16 protein-coding genes and 1 pseudogene are annotated in these 13554 nt (G+C 40.7%); 6 read left to right on the top strand and 11 right to left on the bottom strand.

Annotation, left to right across the window (positions count from 1 at the left end; genetic code table 11):
- Nucleotides 1-202 precede the first annotated feature (202 nt).
- Nucleotides 203-517, bottom strand: a complete 315-nt coding sequence (locus tag ACOT8F_RS03410) for a four-helix bundle copper-binding protein (protein ID WP_421650147.1) — start codon at nt 515-517, stop codon at nt 203-205.
- Nucleotides 518-647: 130 nt separating this feature from the next.
- Between ACOT8F_RS03410 and ACOT8F_RS03405 the strand changes: the two are divergent.
- Nucleotides 648-974, top strand: a pseudogene (locus ACOT8F_RS03405) (DMT family transporter).
- Between the two features lie 215 nt (nt 975-1189).
- Here ACOT8F_RS03405 and ACOT8F_RS03400 read toward each other — a convergent pair.
- Nucleotides 1190-1675: a nitroreductase family protein gene (locus ACOT8F_RS03400; protein ID WP_421650146.1), complete on the bottom strand. Its 486-nt coding sequence runs from the start codon at nt 1673-1675 to the stop codon at nt 1190-1192.
- A 67-nt stretch (nt 1676-1742) separates the two neighbouring features.
- Between ACOT8F_RS03400 and ACOT8F_RS03395 the strand changes: the two genes are divergently transcribed.
- The gene (locus ACOT8F_RS03395; RefSeq protein ID WP_421650145.1) at nt 1743-2222 is read left to right on the top strand and encodes a hypothetical protein; all 480 of its coding nucleotides are present in this window, start codon (nt 1743-1745) and stop codon (nt 2220-2222) included.
- 20 nt (nt 2223-2242) lie between these two features.
- Here the strand turns inward: ACOT8F_RS03395 and ACOT8F_RS03390 are convergent, their stop codons facing one another.
- Both ACOT8F_RS03390 and ACOT8F_RS03385 read right to left on the bottom strand, forming a co-directional pair.
- A complete protein-coding gene (locus ACOT8F_RS03390) occupies nt 2243-4390 on the bottom strand; it encodes a heavy metal translocating P-type ATPase (protein WP_421650144.1) in 2148 nt (715 codons plus the stop codon).
- Nucleotides 4377-4742: an ArsR/SmtB family transcription factor gene (locus tag ACOT8F_RS03385; RefSeq protein ID WP_421650143.1), complete on the bottom strand. Its 366-nt coding sequence runs from the start codon at nt 4740-4742 to the stop codon at nt 4377-4379. Before ACOT8F_RS03385 ends, ACOT8F_RS03390 begins: the two co-directional genes overlap by 14 nt.
- A 183-nt stretch (nt 4743-4925) precedes the next feature.
- On the opposite strand from ACOT8F_RS03385, the gene ACOT8F_RS03380 reads away from it, so the two are divergent.
- Nucleotides 4926-6353, top strand: a complete 1428-nt coding sequence (locus ACOT8F_RS03380; RefSeq protein WP_421650142.1) for a PstS family phosphate ABC transporter substrate-binding protein — start codon at nt 4926-4928, stop codon at nt 6351-6353.
- A gap of 14 nt (nt 6354-6367) precedes the next feature.
- Here the strand turns inward: ACOT8F_RS03380 and ACOT8F_RS03375 are convergent, their stop codons facing one another.
- From ACOT8F_RS03375 to ACOT8F_RS03345, 7 genes are all read right to left on the bottom strand, one after another.
- A complete protein-coding gene (locus ACOT8F_RS03375; protein ID WP_421650141.1) occupies nt 6368-6481 on the bottom strand; it encodes a zinc-ribbon domain-containing protein in 114 nt (37 codons plus the stop codon).
- Entirely contained in the window at nt 6481-6696 is a 216-nt protein-coding gene (locus tag ACOT8F_RS03370; RefSeq protein WP_421650140.1) for a hypothetical protein, read from the bottom strand. Before ACOT8F_RS03370 ends, ACOT8F_RS03375 begins: the two co-directional genes overlap by 1 nt.
- Before the next feature lie 28 nt (nt 6697-6724).
- Entirely contained in the window at nt 6725-7093 is a 369-nt protein-coding gene (locus ACOT8F_RS03365; protein ID WP_421650139.1) for a hypothetical protein, read from the bottom strand.
- 148 nt (nt 7094-7241) lie between these two features.
- Nucleotides 7242-7661: an arsenate reductase (thioredoxin) gene (gene arsC, locus ACOT8F_RS03360; protein WP_421650138.1), complete on the bottom strand. Its 420-nt coding sequence runs from the start codon at nt 7659-7661 to the stop codon at nt 7242-7244.
- 79 nt (nt 7662-7740) lie between these two features.
- Nucleotides 7741-9036, bottom strand: a complete 1296-nt coding sequence (locus tag ACOT8F_RS03355; RefSeq protein ID WP_421650137.1) for an arsenic transporter — start codon at nt 9034-9036, stop codon at nt 7741-7743.
- A 13-nt stretch (nt 9037-9049) separates the two neighbouring features.
- The gene (locus ACOT8F_RS03350) at nt 9050-9400 is read right to left on the bottom strand and encodes an ArsR/SmtB family transcription factor (RefSeq protein ID WP_421650136.1); all 351 of its coding nucleotides are present in this window, start codon (nt 9398-9400) and stop codon (nt 9050-9052) included.
- Between the two features lie 104 nt (nt 9401-9504).
- Nucleotides 9505-10911, bottom strand: a complete 1407-nt coding sequence (locus ACOT8F_RS03345; protein ID WP_421650135.1) for a SpoVR family protein — start codon at nt 10909-10911, stop codon at nt 9505-9507.
- A gap of 167 nt (nt 10912-11078) precedes the next feature.
- On the opposite strand from ACOT8F_RS03345, the gene ACOT8F_RS03340 reads away from it, so the two are divergent.
- The 3 genes from ACOT8F_RS03340 (at nt 11079) to abc-f (ending at nt 13549) form a co-directional block, all read left to right on the top strand.
- The gene (locus ACOT8F_RS03340) at nt 11079-11324 is read left to right on the top strand and encodes a DUF3949 domain-containing protein (RefSeq protein ID WP_421650134.1); all 246 of its coding nucleotides are present in this window, start codon (nt 11079-11081) and stop codon (nt 11322-11324) included.
- Between the two features lie 90 nt (nt 11325-11414).
- On the top strand, nt 11415-11531 hold the full coding sequence (locus ACOT8F_RS03335; protein ID WP_421650133.1) for an RAxF-45 family protein: 117 nt from the start codon (nt 11415-11417) through the stop codon (nt 11529-11531).
- Nucleotides 11532-11722: 191 nt separating this feature from the next.
- Entirely contained in the window at nt 11723-13549 is a 1827-nt protein-coding gene (gene abc-f, locus ACOT8F_RS03330) for a ribosomal protection-like ABC-F family protein (protein WP_421650132.1), read from the top strand.
- Nucleotides 13550-13554 lie beyond the last annotated feature (5 nt).

Raw genomic sequence — 13554 nt, 5'->3', positions numbered from 1 at the left:
TTTGTCATCTGGAGTTAAGATAAAAGAATTGCTTGCGGCTTAAAAAAAGGGGGAGTAAGCCTAATCAATAATAATTATACATGAAAATAAGTCATTATGCCCGAATCATGCTTTTATGCACTGTTCAAAGTAAAGCATTTACAGCTAAAAGCAAGCTTGAAGAAAAAAAGAACCGCCCTTTCTGGACAGCTCCCCCTTCTCCTTATGCAGCCATATCATAACAAGCCTCGGCACAATGCTTGCATGCCTCCGCACACCTTCTGCAATGATCGTGATCATGCTTCTCACATTCATCCTGACACGCTCTGCAAATCTCAGCGCAAAGCTTTAAGATCTCACGGGCAAATGGACTTTCTGTCTGCATCGCTTTCACAGCCATCATACAGAAATCAGCACATTCCCTGTTTAATCGGATGCATTCTTTCATAGAAGATCCCTCTTCCACACATTGAACGTAGCACTGGTTGCATGCTTCAGCACACTGCAGGCTTGCTTCAATACCCCTTCTGTAGCTCATCAATTTATCTCCCTCCCACAAGGTTTCTATAGGATAGCTTCCCTAGTCATTTTCCATTCAAACTTTAACTATTCGAAATAAAACTGGTAAAGTAAAAGATAGGCATAATGCTCTGGAAAGGAGAAAAGGGATGAAGGAATATCTATATCTTGCGGTAGCTATTGCTTCTGAGTTATTTGGCACATCCATGCTGAAAGCTTCTGACGGTTTTACAAAACTGCTGCCAAGTCTTGGTGTCCTCATCGGATTTGGCGTTTCTTTTACAGCTTAATCATTATCTTTAAAAGGACTGCCCTTAAGTATTGCCTACGCCATTTGGTCAGGAGTCGGGACGGCTGTCACAGCTGTTATTGGTGTTTTAATTTGGAAGGAAAAATTGAATGTATACAACGTTGCTGGTGTCACGCTGATTATAATTGGTGTGGTTCTCTTAAACTTAAAATCAGCTTCTCATTAAGTTAGGCGCTGGAGCTGGACAGCTTTCGTTAGGAATATATGCATCTTTTTTTCATTTCTCCGGTGCATTAACCTTTTCTTTCCTTAAATGAATGGTAAAAAGCAGTGCCCCATCTCATCTGATGAGGCACTGCTTTTTTAACTGTTTGTCTGTTAACCCCGGTCTTATCCATCAGACATTCTTCTCTGATTTTTCTTAAACTTGTGTCTGAACAATTATTTTAAATAGCTGATTTTTGTTTGAATGTCAGCCCGCTCTTTCGCTGCAGGAATTTCTTCAGGATAGCCTATAGCTAAAATTCCTGTAATATCAGCATCTGCAGGCACTTGCAGCTTCTCTTTTACAGCTTGAGAGGCTCCCATTGAAGACCAAAAGGCGCCTATTCCTTCAGCCCACGCTAAGAGCAGAAAATTCTGGATAAAACACGCTGTTGCCGCAAGGTTCTCAGAGTGTTCCACTTCTGTTTTTCCATGGCTCGAAGTAATAGCAAACACAATAGGGGCTCCGCCAAAATCTGTTTTATGTTTTAATTCAACTCTTGTTTCCTTTCCTATAAAAAGGATGTTCCAAGGCTCAGTCATTCTATGATTTGGAGCCATTTTTGCTTTTTCAAGCAAGCTTACAACTAAACTCTCGTCTATGGAATCCTGCTTAAATTTTTTAATTGTTCGTCTATCAGCGATTGCTTTTTGAATATCCATTTATTTGCTCCTTTTGAAGGATAATTGTGGTACCTTAATGATAATATCTAAGAAGGCAGGGGAAAACATGTCTTTTGCAGCCAAACTGAACCTTATGTTTTCCAGAAAAATTGCTGCCGCTGCCATTTCAGTAAGTTTATTTTCTATACTGCTCGCTATAGTTTGGCCCAATCCTTTTGGTGAAAATATCGATTTGTCCAGCAGAATCGTACAAAATTTTTCTGCCCTAACAGTTGGCTATTTGATATATAGTTTCCCGGTTATCATTATTTACGGTACGATAACTTCTCTCATTAGCGATTTGATTTCTCACATTTTTCAAAAACATATTGGAAAAAATGGAGAAGTGATCGTATCATTGGTACTCCATCTATTTTTCGGCCTTATTTTATGGTGGTTAAGCCTTTTTGCGGCCTTTTTGTTCTTTCTTACAGATCGTTTCCTCTTAGTAAAGGATAAACGGGGATGGGGTTTTGCACTACAATGCCTCTGCCTCCCTATTCTCTTGTGGATTATCCTTAATCTCCTTCTTCAAATGATTTCGTAATCCTTATGGGATCTTCTTTTCTATCGATCCCTCACCCTCAATAAACGGAGACTGTTTAATGTTACGATTAATGTAGCTCCCATATCCGCAAAAATAGCGATCCATAGTGTCAGCCATCCTGGAATGACAAGCAGCAAGGCCGCCAATTTGATTCCAATCGAAAACGTAATGTTTTGCTTAATAATCGCCAGTGCTTTTTTGCTGAGCTTGATTGTAAACGGCAGCTTGCTTAGGTTGTCGCCCATTAATGCGACATCGGCTGTTTCAAGTGCTGTATCTGTCCCTGCACCGCCCATAGCAATGCCTACTGAAGATGCAGCGAGTGCAGGAGCATCATTTACTCCATCCCCTACCATTGCCACCTTTTTGTATTCTGCCTTCAAAGCTTTCACTAACTTGAGTTTTTCCTCAGGCAGCAATTGAGAGCGCACTTCTGTCACACCAGTTTCTTTCCCGATCGCCCTTGCAGTTGCTTCATTATCTCCTGTCAGCATAATTGTCTTTCCAATACCCAATCCTTGCAGCTTCTCTAAAACGATTTTACTGTTTTCCCTCACTTCATCTGCTACTGCAAAAAGAGCAAACAGCTTCTCAGCCGTTCCTGCAGCCATAACGGTTTTCCCCTCTGACTGAAGCTCACTGATCTGAAGCTGTAAAACAGAAGGGAGTTTCATAGAAAGGTTTTCCGTAAATAAAGCAGGACTACCTATATAAAGAGTTTCGCCATTTGTCGTCCCTTGAATGCCTCTCCCGGTAATGGAAGTGAAATTCTCTACTATGACATCCTTATAGGAAATTTGCTCAAGCTCTGCTTTTTTCAAAATGGCAGAAGCTAGCGGATGCTGGGAACGGTACTCCAAAGCAGCAAGCCAAGAAAATAATTCTGTATCAGTTAGGGATTCTTCAAGATTAATGAAATCAGTTACAACAGGTGTCCCTTTCGTTAAGGTTCCTGTTTTATCAAAGGCAATCGCCCTTAACGCTCCCATTTCCTCTAAATAGATGCCCCCCTTAATAAGAACCCCGTTTCTCGCAGCATTCCCGATTGCCGTCACAATCGAAATTGGCGTAGAAATGACGAGAGCACACGGGCACCCTACAACAAGAACAGAGAGCCCCTGATATAACCAGGTGTGAAAGGATCCCGTTCCGAATAATGGTGGAAGAATGGCCACAAGAAATGCAATGACCATGATAATTGGTGTGTAGTATTTCGCAAACTTTTCAATAAAGGCTTGAGAAGGCGCGCGTTCGGCCTGTGCTTCCTCAACTAAATGAATAATTTTCGCAATCGTTGTGTCCTCTGCCCGTTTCGTTACATTTACTTCTAATAATCCTTCTGCATTGAGGGTGCCGGCAAATACTGCGTCATTTACCTTTTTTTCCACAGGTACGGATTCACCCGTAATAGCAGCCTGATTAACAGCCGAAATGCCTTTTATTACGATCCCATCCATAGCGATTTTTTGCCCGGGCTTCACAATCAAGACGTCATTTATTTCAATATCGTCTGCTTCAGCCGTAAACTCTTTGCCATTTCTTCGGATCAGCGCTTCTTTTGGTGCAATATCCATCAGTGAGCGAATAGACTGCCTTGCTTTCTTCATTGAAAAAGATTCAAGAGCTTCACTAATCGCAAATAAAATGACAACGACGGCTCCTTCACTCCACTGACCTATAAAGACAGCTCCTATAATGGCAATCGTCATCAATGTCTTCATATCAAAATCCAGCTTGATCAGGTTTTTCAGTCCAGCTTTAAAAAGAGAATATCCCCCAATCAGAATGGATGCTGCAAAAGCGATAATGGTCTGAGGGCTGTTTTCTTCATAAAGATAGTAAAATAAAAACCCTGTCACTAGGAAAAAAGCCGAAATCAGCAGGCTGCCATACCATTTTAAAAAGGGGTCTTTTTCATAAAGCACCGCCTGTTTTTCAGGGAAAATTTTAATATTTTCAAAGGACCCTGCCTGTTCAATTTCCTGAACTGAGGCTTCACCATAGACAGTTATTTTCAAGGCGCCAAAATTCACTTTCGCATCTATCACATGCTCCAATTTTTCCACATTTTTTTCGAATTTATTCGCACATCCTGCACAGGTAAAACCTGAAACCCGATAAACGTGTTTTTCTCCTAATTCTTCTCTAACGGCTTCAGACACGTTCATTCACCTCACTATTCTGTTGAAAAGCAAGCAAAATCAAGTGCTTGACGTTCTCATCAGCAAGTGAGTAATAAACCATTTTTCCTTCTTTCCGAAAATTGGCTAACCCAAGCTGGCGAAGCAATCTTAAATGATGGGAAGCTGTGGCAGTCGATGAATCCGCAATACTTGCCGCATCACAAACACATAGTTCCTTCTCAACAGAAAGAGCATAAGCTATTTTCATCCGGGTCGGATCAGATAGAGCTTTAAAGATTGAAGTCATTTGATCTATTTGCTGAAAAGGAAGGTTTTCTTTCACCCTGCTGACTTTATCTTCATGAACACAGGAAATTTCACACATATCATGGCTCACTTATAAATCCTCCACTCATTCAAACGTATATTTGACTATTATATGCAAATGCGTTAGAAACGGTCAAACGGTTGTTTGAATAATAAAATGATCCATTTATAGAAAAACAATCCAATTTTCACATTGTTCATTATAACTAATAAAGATACAATCATACTAATCATACATAAGGAGAACAATAGATTGAAAAAATTTTATTGGCAGCTGATGTTAACGGGATTTGGATTTTCCGTGTTAGGCTATTTTTTATTATTGGCAGGGATTGAGAGTACGTTTCCTGCTTTTCTTATTGCTTTGATTGCAGGCGGTCTTCTTTTCGGAATACTGAAAGCAAGGAGCTTAAGGGCCAGTGATTTTCCTCTGTTCACCCTTCCACTCGCCTATACCGCTTTATTATGGGCAGTATGCATGATGGTTTCATTCGGATATGTTGGTCATATGAGCTGGGTCGTTTACTCCTTTCTTCATTTTCCGTTTATACCAGCCTTTTTTATTTCTAATATTGAAGGGGAAAGCCGTATTTTTTTATGGGCTCCTTTGTCGTTTGAACTGGCTTTTTTTGTGCCGGTGATGGTCAAAATCCTTTTTCAAAAAAAGGGGTTTTTAATCCCGCGCAAAAATTCAATTATTGTCCTCTCAATCATTCTGTTAGCTTTTGCCTCAGGAGGGGCAGTCCAGTGGCAGCGCAGCAAAAGTGTTCTGCCGTCTTATGGGTTCGCCTACGGGGGAGGCTATTCGAGCACTGATTTGAGGCTATATGAAGTCTCCAATCCTGATAACAAGCTCCCAAAACTAAAAAATCGTTCTGATTTTACAATTAATAATCCTAAACAGATGCCTGTTCTAGACGGAGCCGAAGCCGCTTTCCCGGTGTATTCCGCTTTTGCCAATGCAGTCTATGAAAATATTAAAGACGTTTCTAAACAAAAGGACATTGTTTCCTTTTCGAATACCATTTATGCTTATGAACGCTTGCTTTCTGAGGATGTGGATATTTATTTCGGTGCAGAGCCTTCCGTGAAACAAAGGGAAATGGCAAAAAAAGCAGGCAAGGAGCTTGTCATGACTCCAATTGGCAAAGAAGCGTTTGTCTTTTTTGTTAATCAGCATAATCCAATTGACAGTCTAAGCGTCTCTGATATAAAAGGGATTTATTCTGGAGGGATTAAAAACTGGGCACAGCTTGGCGGCAAGTCTGATCGCATCGTCGCCTTTCAGCGTCCTGAAGATTCCGGAAGCCAAACTCTTCTTGAAAAAATAATGGCGGATCAGCCGATTATCAAGCCAATGAAAGAAGAAGTTCCTGCCGGAATGGGAGGCATTATTGAACAGGTTGCCGACTACCGGAACTTTGAAAATGCCATCGGCTTCTCGTTCCGCTTTTTTGCAACAGGAATGCGAGATAGTTCCAACATCAAACTGCTTGCGATCAATGGGGTTAAACCGGATCCTGAGAATATTTCAAGTCGCAGCTACCCGTTCACCGCTTCACTATATGCCATTACATTGAAGTCCAACAAAAACAAAACCATTACTCCTTTCCTTAACTGGATGAAAGGGCCTCAAGGTCAGAAGCTTGTTGAGGATGTGGGGTATATAAAAAAAGGTTAGACTAAGTATGATAATTACATAGATTCTCCGCATTCTGAACAGAATTTTGCCGTTTTCTCCGTTTGGTGCCCGCAGCTGGAACAAAATTGAGTGGAATCAGATAATTCTTCTCTTAGGCCTTCACCCATTAGTCTATCTGTTCCCTTATAATATCCCCGTTTTGTTTCAGCATACTGCGCTGAATGGCTGGCATTGAAAGAATACTTCCAGCAAAAATGATCGGAATGGAAACGAATCCTGCCCAGAAATACTTTGGTGCAAATTCAGCAGTGAAAAAATCATAAACCCAAAATCCAAAACCGGCCACACCAATAAAAATGAGAAAAGGACCTAAATATTTCATTTCATCGCCTCCATTGAATGATCTACATTTAATTTGAAAGCTTCATATCAAACGTTTCTTTTTGGGCGTCCCATTCAATGATGACATGAAAGGGTTCATCCTTTTGATGCTTTGCTCCATTACTGCTTTCATTTATTGATATAGCTCCGGTAAAGGTTCCATCTCCGCTTTGTTCACTTGTGTTATCTGTTACCGACCATTTCACTTTTTTAATATTTTCAGGTTTTTCCCCTTTATAAATAAGAGTTCCCCTTCCGTTCTCAACATCATCATTGGAATTGACAGTATAGTATCCTTTCCAATGAGCACTGCTGCCGCTATATTGAGGTGTTCCTTCACATCCTGCCATACATAGTAAGGAAACCAGCATAACAATTATTATGAAATGAGTTTTCATACACAGCCTCCTTTTTACTAATTTTACCATCAAGACAGATCCTGCTGATTATTTTTCGAACGAATAAAAAGAGCATTGGAATGCTTTATTCCAATGCTCTTCATTATATGCTCCTTACAGACAGCGTAAGATAGTACTTTATTGAACTTTATTCCCCTGTTTCTTCAAAACGCCTGATGCGTTTTTCAATCTCATCTCTCACATGCTCGAAAGCAGCCCTTTTTTCTTCATCTGTTCCCGTTGCTTTAGCAGGATCATCAAATCCCCAGTGATCGCGCTTCACTCGCGGAGGTGTCACTGGGCATTTGTCAGCTGCATCACCGCAAAGCGTCACAACAAAATCAGCTTTATTCAAAATTTCCGGATCAATGATGTCAGAGGTCTGATTTGAAATATCTACTCCTGCTTCCTTCATAACCTCAACTGCATTCGGATTTAAACCGTGTGCTTCAATCCCTGCACTGCGGACTTCCCATTCATCGCTTAAATATTTCTTTCCAAATCCTTCTGCCATCTGGCTGCGGCATGAATTTCCTGTACAAAGAAAGTATAGTGATTTTTTAGACATATTGATAACTCCTTTTTTCTAAAATAAGATTTTTTCTTTTAAAAATTTCGAAAATAATAGAATGGCCTTCTTGATTCAATTAAAATATCTTTAGCCATAAATAAAGTCCCACAAGTGTAATAAACAGCGTCGGGATCGTCAAAATGATTCCTGTTTTAAAATAAGTTCCCCAGGAAATTTTCACACCTTTTGCTGCTAACACATGCAGCCATAGCAATGTGGCCAGTGAACCAATTGGGGTAATTTTAGGACCAAGATCAGAGCCGATGACATTCGAATAGATTAAAGCATTTTTTACTGCACCTGTGGTTTCTGTATCAGCGATGGCTAACGCATCAATCATGACAGTTGGCAGGTTATTCATGATGGACGAAAGGATTGCTGCAATGAATCCCATTCCAATCGTTCCAGCAAACATCCCTTTATCAGCAAATATTTGGATAAGATCTGCCAGGACAGTTGTTAAACCTGCATTCTTTAGTCCATATACAACGACATACATTCCTATCGAGAAAAAGACAATTGACCATGGGGCGCCTTTTAATACTTCCTTTGTAGCAACAACCGGGCTTCTTTTTGCCATTAATAAAAAGAAGATGGCAATAATTCCTGCAATGATGGAAACTGGAATGCTAAAGAGTTCGCTAATGAAGTAACCTAAAAGCAGGACAGCAAGGACGATCCATGAAAGGTGAAACATTTTTTGATCACGGATAGCAGTGCCCGGCTCTTTAATATTGGAAATATCATAATGCTTAGGAATACTTTTTCTAAAAAACAGATATAACACCAAAATGCTCGCGGCCAGCGAGAAAAAATTCGGCACGATCATTTTAACGGCATATTCAATAAATCCTATTTTAAAGAAGTCAGCTGATACAATATTTACTAGATTGCTGACAACAAGAGGCAGAGAAGTTGTGTCAGCAATAAACCCGCTGGCAATAATAAATGGAAACACCCATTTTTCATCAAACTTTAGATTTCTGACCATCGCAAGGACAATAGGAGTCAAAATCAATGCTGCTCCGTCATTTGCAAAAAAGGCTGAAACAACAGCTCCCAGAATACTGACGTAAACAAACATCCTGACGCCGTTTCCTTTTGCGGATCTCGCCATATGCAGAGCAGACCATTCAAAGAATCCAATTTCATCCAAAATTAAAGAAATAATAATAATAGCTATAAATGTTAATGTGGCATTCCAAACAATGCCTGTTACTTCTAATACATCCTGAAATTTAACTACCCCAGCAATCAGAGCAAAGATTGCCCCCCCGCATGCTGACCAGCCGATCGATAGATTTCTCGGCTGCCAAATAATAAGGACGAGAGTGAGGATAAAAATAATGGATGCTAAAATGACTGAAATCAAAGCAGTTCCTCCATTATTCACAAATTATTCTGAGACCCTGATTTTCAAGGTCTTTGATCTTCTGATCCTGCTCTGGGATATAGGCAAGCAGGCTTTGAATAAACTCATAAGCTTCACTTTCCTCATTTAATGAATAAAAAATCCACTGCCCTTTCCGGTTTTCCTTCACAAGGCCAGCATCTTTCAGTTTTCTGACATGCTGGCTGATTGCAGGCTGGCTAGCCTGAAACACGGCGGTAAATTCGCAAACACAGCATTCATTTTTTTGAAGCATTTTTATCATCGTAAGCCGGGTTTTATCACCCAGCAATTTCATAATACTGCTTGCTTTATCGAGATTACTAGTCGAATTCTTGTTTGTCATATGTAATGGGCACCTCCGTTTCTATCATATAACGATTTACTTATATAAGCAATTACTTATATTTCGAACAAAAAATTTCCTGGCCAAAAGCCAGGGTTTCCAGTTTAGATATACTTCCGATGTACAGCCTTCCCATCATAGGTAAACAGCACTTCTTTCCCGTCAAGCACAGATTCCATGTGAACAGGTCTGCCCCAAAGCTGATATATATATGGAAGAACCTTTTCCAAGTACTTCATATCAAGCTCAATATCTTCATACCAGTGCTTCAAATAAAGCTCATTGTTCTTTTGATAGTCTCCATCATTGACCGTTAGATAAGGAAATCCTCCGTTTACCCTGCTGCTGACAAGCTGGTCGCGAACGGTTTCCCATTCCTTATCTATAATTTTATATTCACGGCCCTGTTTTTGAAAAAGATACATATCTTCCTGGAAAACGAGATCCTTTGTTAAATAGTTTCGGATAAAGGAAATATCCGATTCGATTTCACGCACTTCAAACATTTTTTCACGGCCTGAACCTGGCTGCACACCTAATTCCTTCATTTCTTTTGTCGGGTCATCATAGCGCTTTTCAATGTCTTCAAAAATTTTCAATCCCAGATAATAAGGGTTGATGCTCGTTTTGGACGGCTGTACGACTCCTGCATTGAGCTTCGCATATTCTACTGCCTCATTTGAGTCAAGCGAAAGCTCCCTCATAATCCGCTGATGCCAGTAGGAGGCCCAGCCTTCGTTCATGATCTTCGTCTCCATCTGCGGCCAGAAGTAAAGCATCTCTTCCCGCATCATCGTCAGGATATCACGCTGCCATTCCTCAAGCTCTCTGCTGTATTGTTCAATAAAGAGGAGAATGTCCTTTTCCGGAGCAGGCGGCAGCTTCTTTTTCTTCTTTTTCGCTGGCTGTGCTTCTTTCTTATTCTCAAGATTCCAAAGATCGTCATAGGGAGTTTGTTTTTTTATTTCTTCTTCTTCCTCATCCTCCATTGTCCAGGAAAGCTTCGGACGGACAAGCGAGGGATCAATGTGCTCCTGAATGGACAGGACTGCATCAAGAAATGTCTCTACTTCCTCTCTGCCATGGAGAACCTCATAATGCTTCACCCGCTCGGCTGTTGCAGCCATGCTCTCAACCATATCCCGCTTCGTATTTTGGAATCGGGAATTATTTTTAAAAAAATCGCAGTGGGCCAGAACGTGGGCAACAATCAGCTTGTTTTGAACAAGGGAATTGGAATCAAGCAAGAAGGCGTAGCAAGGATCCGAGTTAATCACGAGCTCATAAATTTTGCTGAGTCCAAGATCATAATGCAGCTTCATTTTATGAAATTGCTTCCCGAAGCTCCAATGGGAAAAACGAGTCGGCATCCCGTATGCGCCGAAGGTATAAATAATATCTGCCGGACAAATCTCATATCTCATCGGATAGTAATCGAGGCCGAAACCGTCGGCCACCTCCGTAATTTCCTCAATGGCATATTGCAGTGTTTTATGGTTTTTTTCGTTCAATGGTTCTCCCCCCCATGTCGGTCTTATGACAATGTATGAAGGAAATTATTAAAAGATGAAGAGGAATGGCTTGTGAAAGATTTAATTTGAAACCTAACCAGGTTTCAGCTTAACATACATAATTTAACTTTTATCTGCGTCAGAATAAAGAATGAAATGGAATAAAAATGGGACTATATGCAACACTAGGAGTCCTTGCAGGGTACATTTTATTATCATTGATTTTTCTTCCTTTTCAATATTCTTATATCAAACAATTAAAAGAAATGGAGAAGAAGTGCAGGGAACAAGGTTTATCCCAGGATGAAATGTACGATAAAATGAGCTTTGAATATCAGGAGCTTCATATTAATGCACAAGGAAATTTCCTTTTAATTGGAGAAAACCTCATGCCTTCCCTTTTTATAGGCTGAATTACAACAAGGCTTAATAAAAAATAAAGTTGTCAGAAAAATCTTTTTACTATATAATATTATTAATTATTGAAAGGAGGTGGAGAAGAGATGAAACATTCTGCGATTGCATTGGCTGAAAGACTGACGTTTCTTTATTTATGCCGTGCAATTTTTCATCCTGCAGCTGCCAACGGGACACGTCTGTCCTTTTTCGCAACTGCATAGTGAACGTAGAATGTTAAGAAGAATCTCTTATCTGCCTTTATAAGGTTTGCGATCTGGGAGAGCTTGTTAGCTCTCCCTTTTTGTGTCCTTTCTTAGGCCGGGATGGGCGAAGTCTGCTTATCCCGGCTTTTTTGTGTGTGCGATAGGAGTTCCTTGAAAAAAACACTTTCTATATAAAAGGAGCCATTTATATGATGATCTGTTCTGCACAAAATTTATCGAAGACCTACGGCGGTCACACCCTTTTTAAAGATTTATCATTTGAGGTATATGAGGATGACCGTATCGGTCTGGTTGGAAGAAATGGAACAGGAAAGACCACTATTTTCAAATTGCTGACAGGGCTGGAATCTCCTGACGAAGGAGTGATTTCCATTCAAAGGAATGCGGCGACCGGATATTTGGATCAGATTCCAGCGTCTCAAGATGGCGAAACGGCGGAAGATGTTCTCCAAAAAGCTTTTTCAGAATTACGTTCTATTCAAAGACGGATGACTTCTTTGGAAGCTGAAATGGCCTCTTATGATCAGGCTGTCCTTGAAAGAACCCTTGTCCAGTACGGAAGTTTACAGGAGCAGTTCGAGCGGCTTGGCGGATATGAAATGGAAGCGAAGCTGAACAAAGTAGCTCACGGACTACATATAACAAATCTTCTAAATCAGCCGTTTAGCTCTTTAAGCGGCGGAGAAAAAACCAAAGTTGGACTAGGACTTATTCTGCTGCAGGAGCCTGATCTCTTGCTTTTAGATGAACCCACAAACCATTTGGATATTCATGCGGTGGAATGGCTGGAGGAATTTTTAAAGGAATACAAAGGCACCGTCGTCCTTATATCACATGATCGCCATTTCCTGGATCAGGTGACAACAAAAATATTGGATCTCGATGATGGCGAGATTTCAGTATACAAAGGGAATTACACAAGCTTTACACAAGAAAAACAAAACCGGCTGCTGCTTGAATTTCAGGCATACCAGGAGCAGCAGAAGAAAATCAAAAAAATGAAGGAAGCCATTAAACGGCTAAGAGAGTGGGCCAATCAAGCCAATCCGCCCAATGAAGGCCTTCACAAACGGGCGCGCAATATGGAGAGGGCTCTAGAGCGTATAGAAAAGCTCAAACGTCCAATTCTTGAACACCGTAAAATGGATTTACAGTTTGAAGGCACTGACCGGAGCGGCAAACGAGCGATCATTGTGGATAGCTTAACAAAAAAGTTCGGAGAGAAATTTCTTTTTTCAAATATCTGCCTGGAGCTGTTTTACAGGGAACGGCTTGCCATTGTCGGAGAGAACGGCTCAGGCAAATCGACACTTATACGGATGATTTTAGGAGAAGAAATCCCTGATCATGGTTCTGCGAGACTAGGCAGCAGTGTCAAAATCGGCTATCTTGCCCAGCAGCCTATATCTTCTGATGATGAAAAGATCACCATCATACAATACTTTAGGCAGGATATTAGCATGACAGAAGAAAATGCAAGGCATGTTTTGGCCAAATTCCTCTTTTACGGGGCCTCCGTTTTTAAAAAGATGGGCAGCACAAGCGGAGGTGAAAGAATGAGGATTCAGCTCGCGAAGCTTATGCAGCAGGATATCAATCTTTTAATCCTGGATGAACCGACTAATCATCTCGATATTGACTCACGAGAGGTGCTGGAAGACGCCATTGATCAATTTGACGGCACGGTGCTTGCTGTCTCCCATGACCGTTATTTCTTAGAAAAACTGTTTTCAAAAACCGCGTGGATCTATAATCGCAGCCTGCACATTTTTGGCGGCAGCTACCTCTATGCCAGAGAGAAAATGGACAGTGTCATTACAGAAACTGATATGAAAACGAAAGAAAAGCCGGCTGCTCCCGTAAAAATGAAAAGTGCAGACGATATCGAAGAAGAACTCATTTTGCTTGAGGAAAAGCTGTCCCGCCTGCAGCAGGACGGGGTGCAATCAAAAGAATATGAAAGGCTGGAGCAAAAAAGAGAAGAATTATATCAGCAGCTTTCTTTATTGCTGTAAGCCTA

The sequence above is a fragment of the Chryseobacillus diguaensis genome, assembly GCF_049220665.1.
Lineage (GTDB): Bacteria > Bacillota > Bacilli > Bacillales > Bacillaceae > Metabacillus_B.
The sequence above is the reverse complement of the archived record's forward strand: the minus strand, read 5'-3'. Positions and strand labels throughout refer to the sequence as shown.

Coding starts and splice junctions, on each gene's coding strand:
- ACOT8F_RS03400 (WP_421650146.1), bottom strand. CDS start 1,675: ATGGATATTCAAAAAGCAATCGCTGATAGACGAACAATTAAAAAATTT.
- ACOT8F_RS03340 (WP_421650134.1), top strand. CDS start 11,079: ATGGGACTATATGCAACACTAGGAGTCCTTGCAGGGTACATTTTATTA.
- ACOT8F_RS03365 (WP_421650139.1), bottom strand. CDS start 7,093: ATGAAAACTCATTTCATAATAATTGTTATGCTGGTTTCCTTACTATGT.
- arsC (WP_421650138.1), bottom strand. CDS start 7,661: ATGTCTAAAAAATCACTATACTTTCTTTGTACAGGAAATTCATGCCGC.
- ACOT8F_RS03390 (WP_421650144.1), bottom strand. CDS start 4,390: ATGAACGTGTCTGAAGCCGTTAGAGAAGAATTAGGAGAAAAACACGTT.
- ACOT8F_RS03350 (WP_421650136.1), bottom strand. CDS start 9,400: ATGACAAACAAGAATTCGACTAGTAATCTCGATAAAGCAAGCAGTATT.
- abc-f (WP_421650132.1), top strand. CDS start 11,723: ATGATGATCTGTTCTGCACAAAATTTATCGAAGACCTACGGCGGTCAC.
- ACOT8F_RS03375 (WP_421650141.1), bottom strand. CDS start 6,481: ATGGGTGAAGGCCTAAGAGAAGAATTATCTGATTCCACTCAATTTTGT.
- ACOT8F_RS03410 (WP_421650147.1), bottom strand. CDS start 517: ATGAGCTACAGAAGGGGTATTGAAGCAAGCCTGCAGTGTGCTGAAGCA.
- ACOT8F_RS03395 (WP_421650145.1), top strand. CDS start 1,743: ATGTCTTTTGCAGCCAAACTGAACCTTATGTTTTCCAGAAAAATTGCT.
- ACOT8F_RS03370 (WP_421650140.1), bottom strand. CDS start 6,696: ATGAAATATTTAGGTCCTTTTCTCATTTTTATTGGTGTGGCCGGTTTT.
- ACOT8F_RS03335 (WP_421650133.1), top strand. CDS start 11,415: ATGAAACATTCTGCGATTGCATTGGCTGAAAGACTGACGTTTCTTTAT.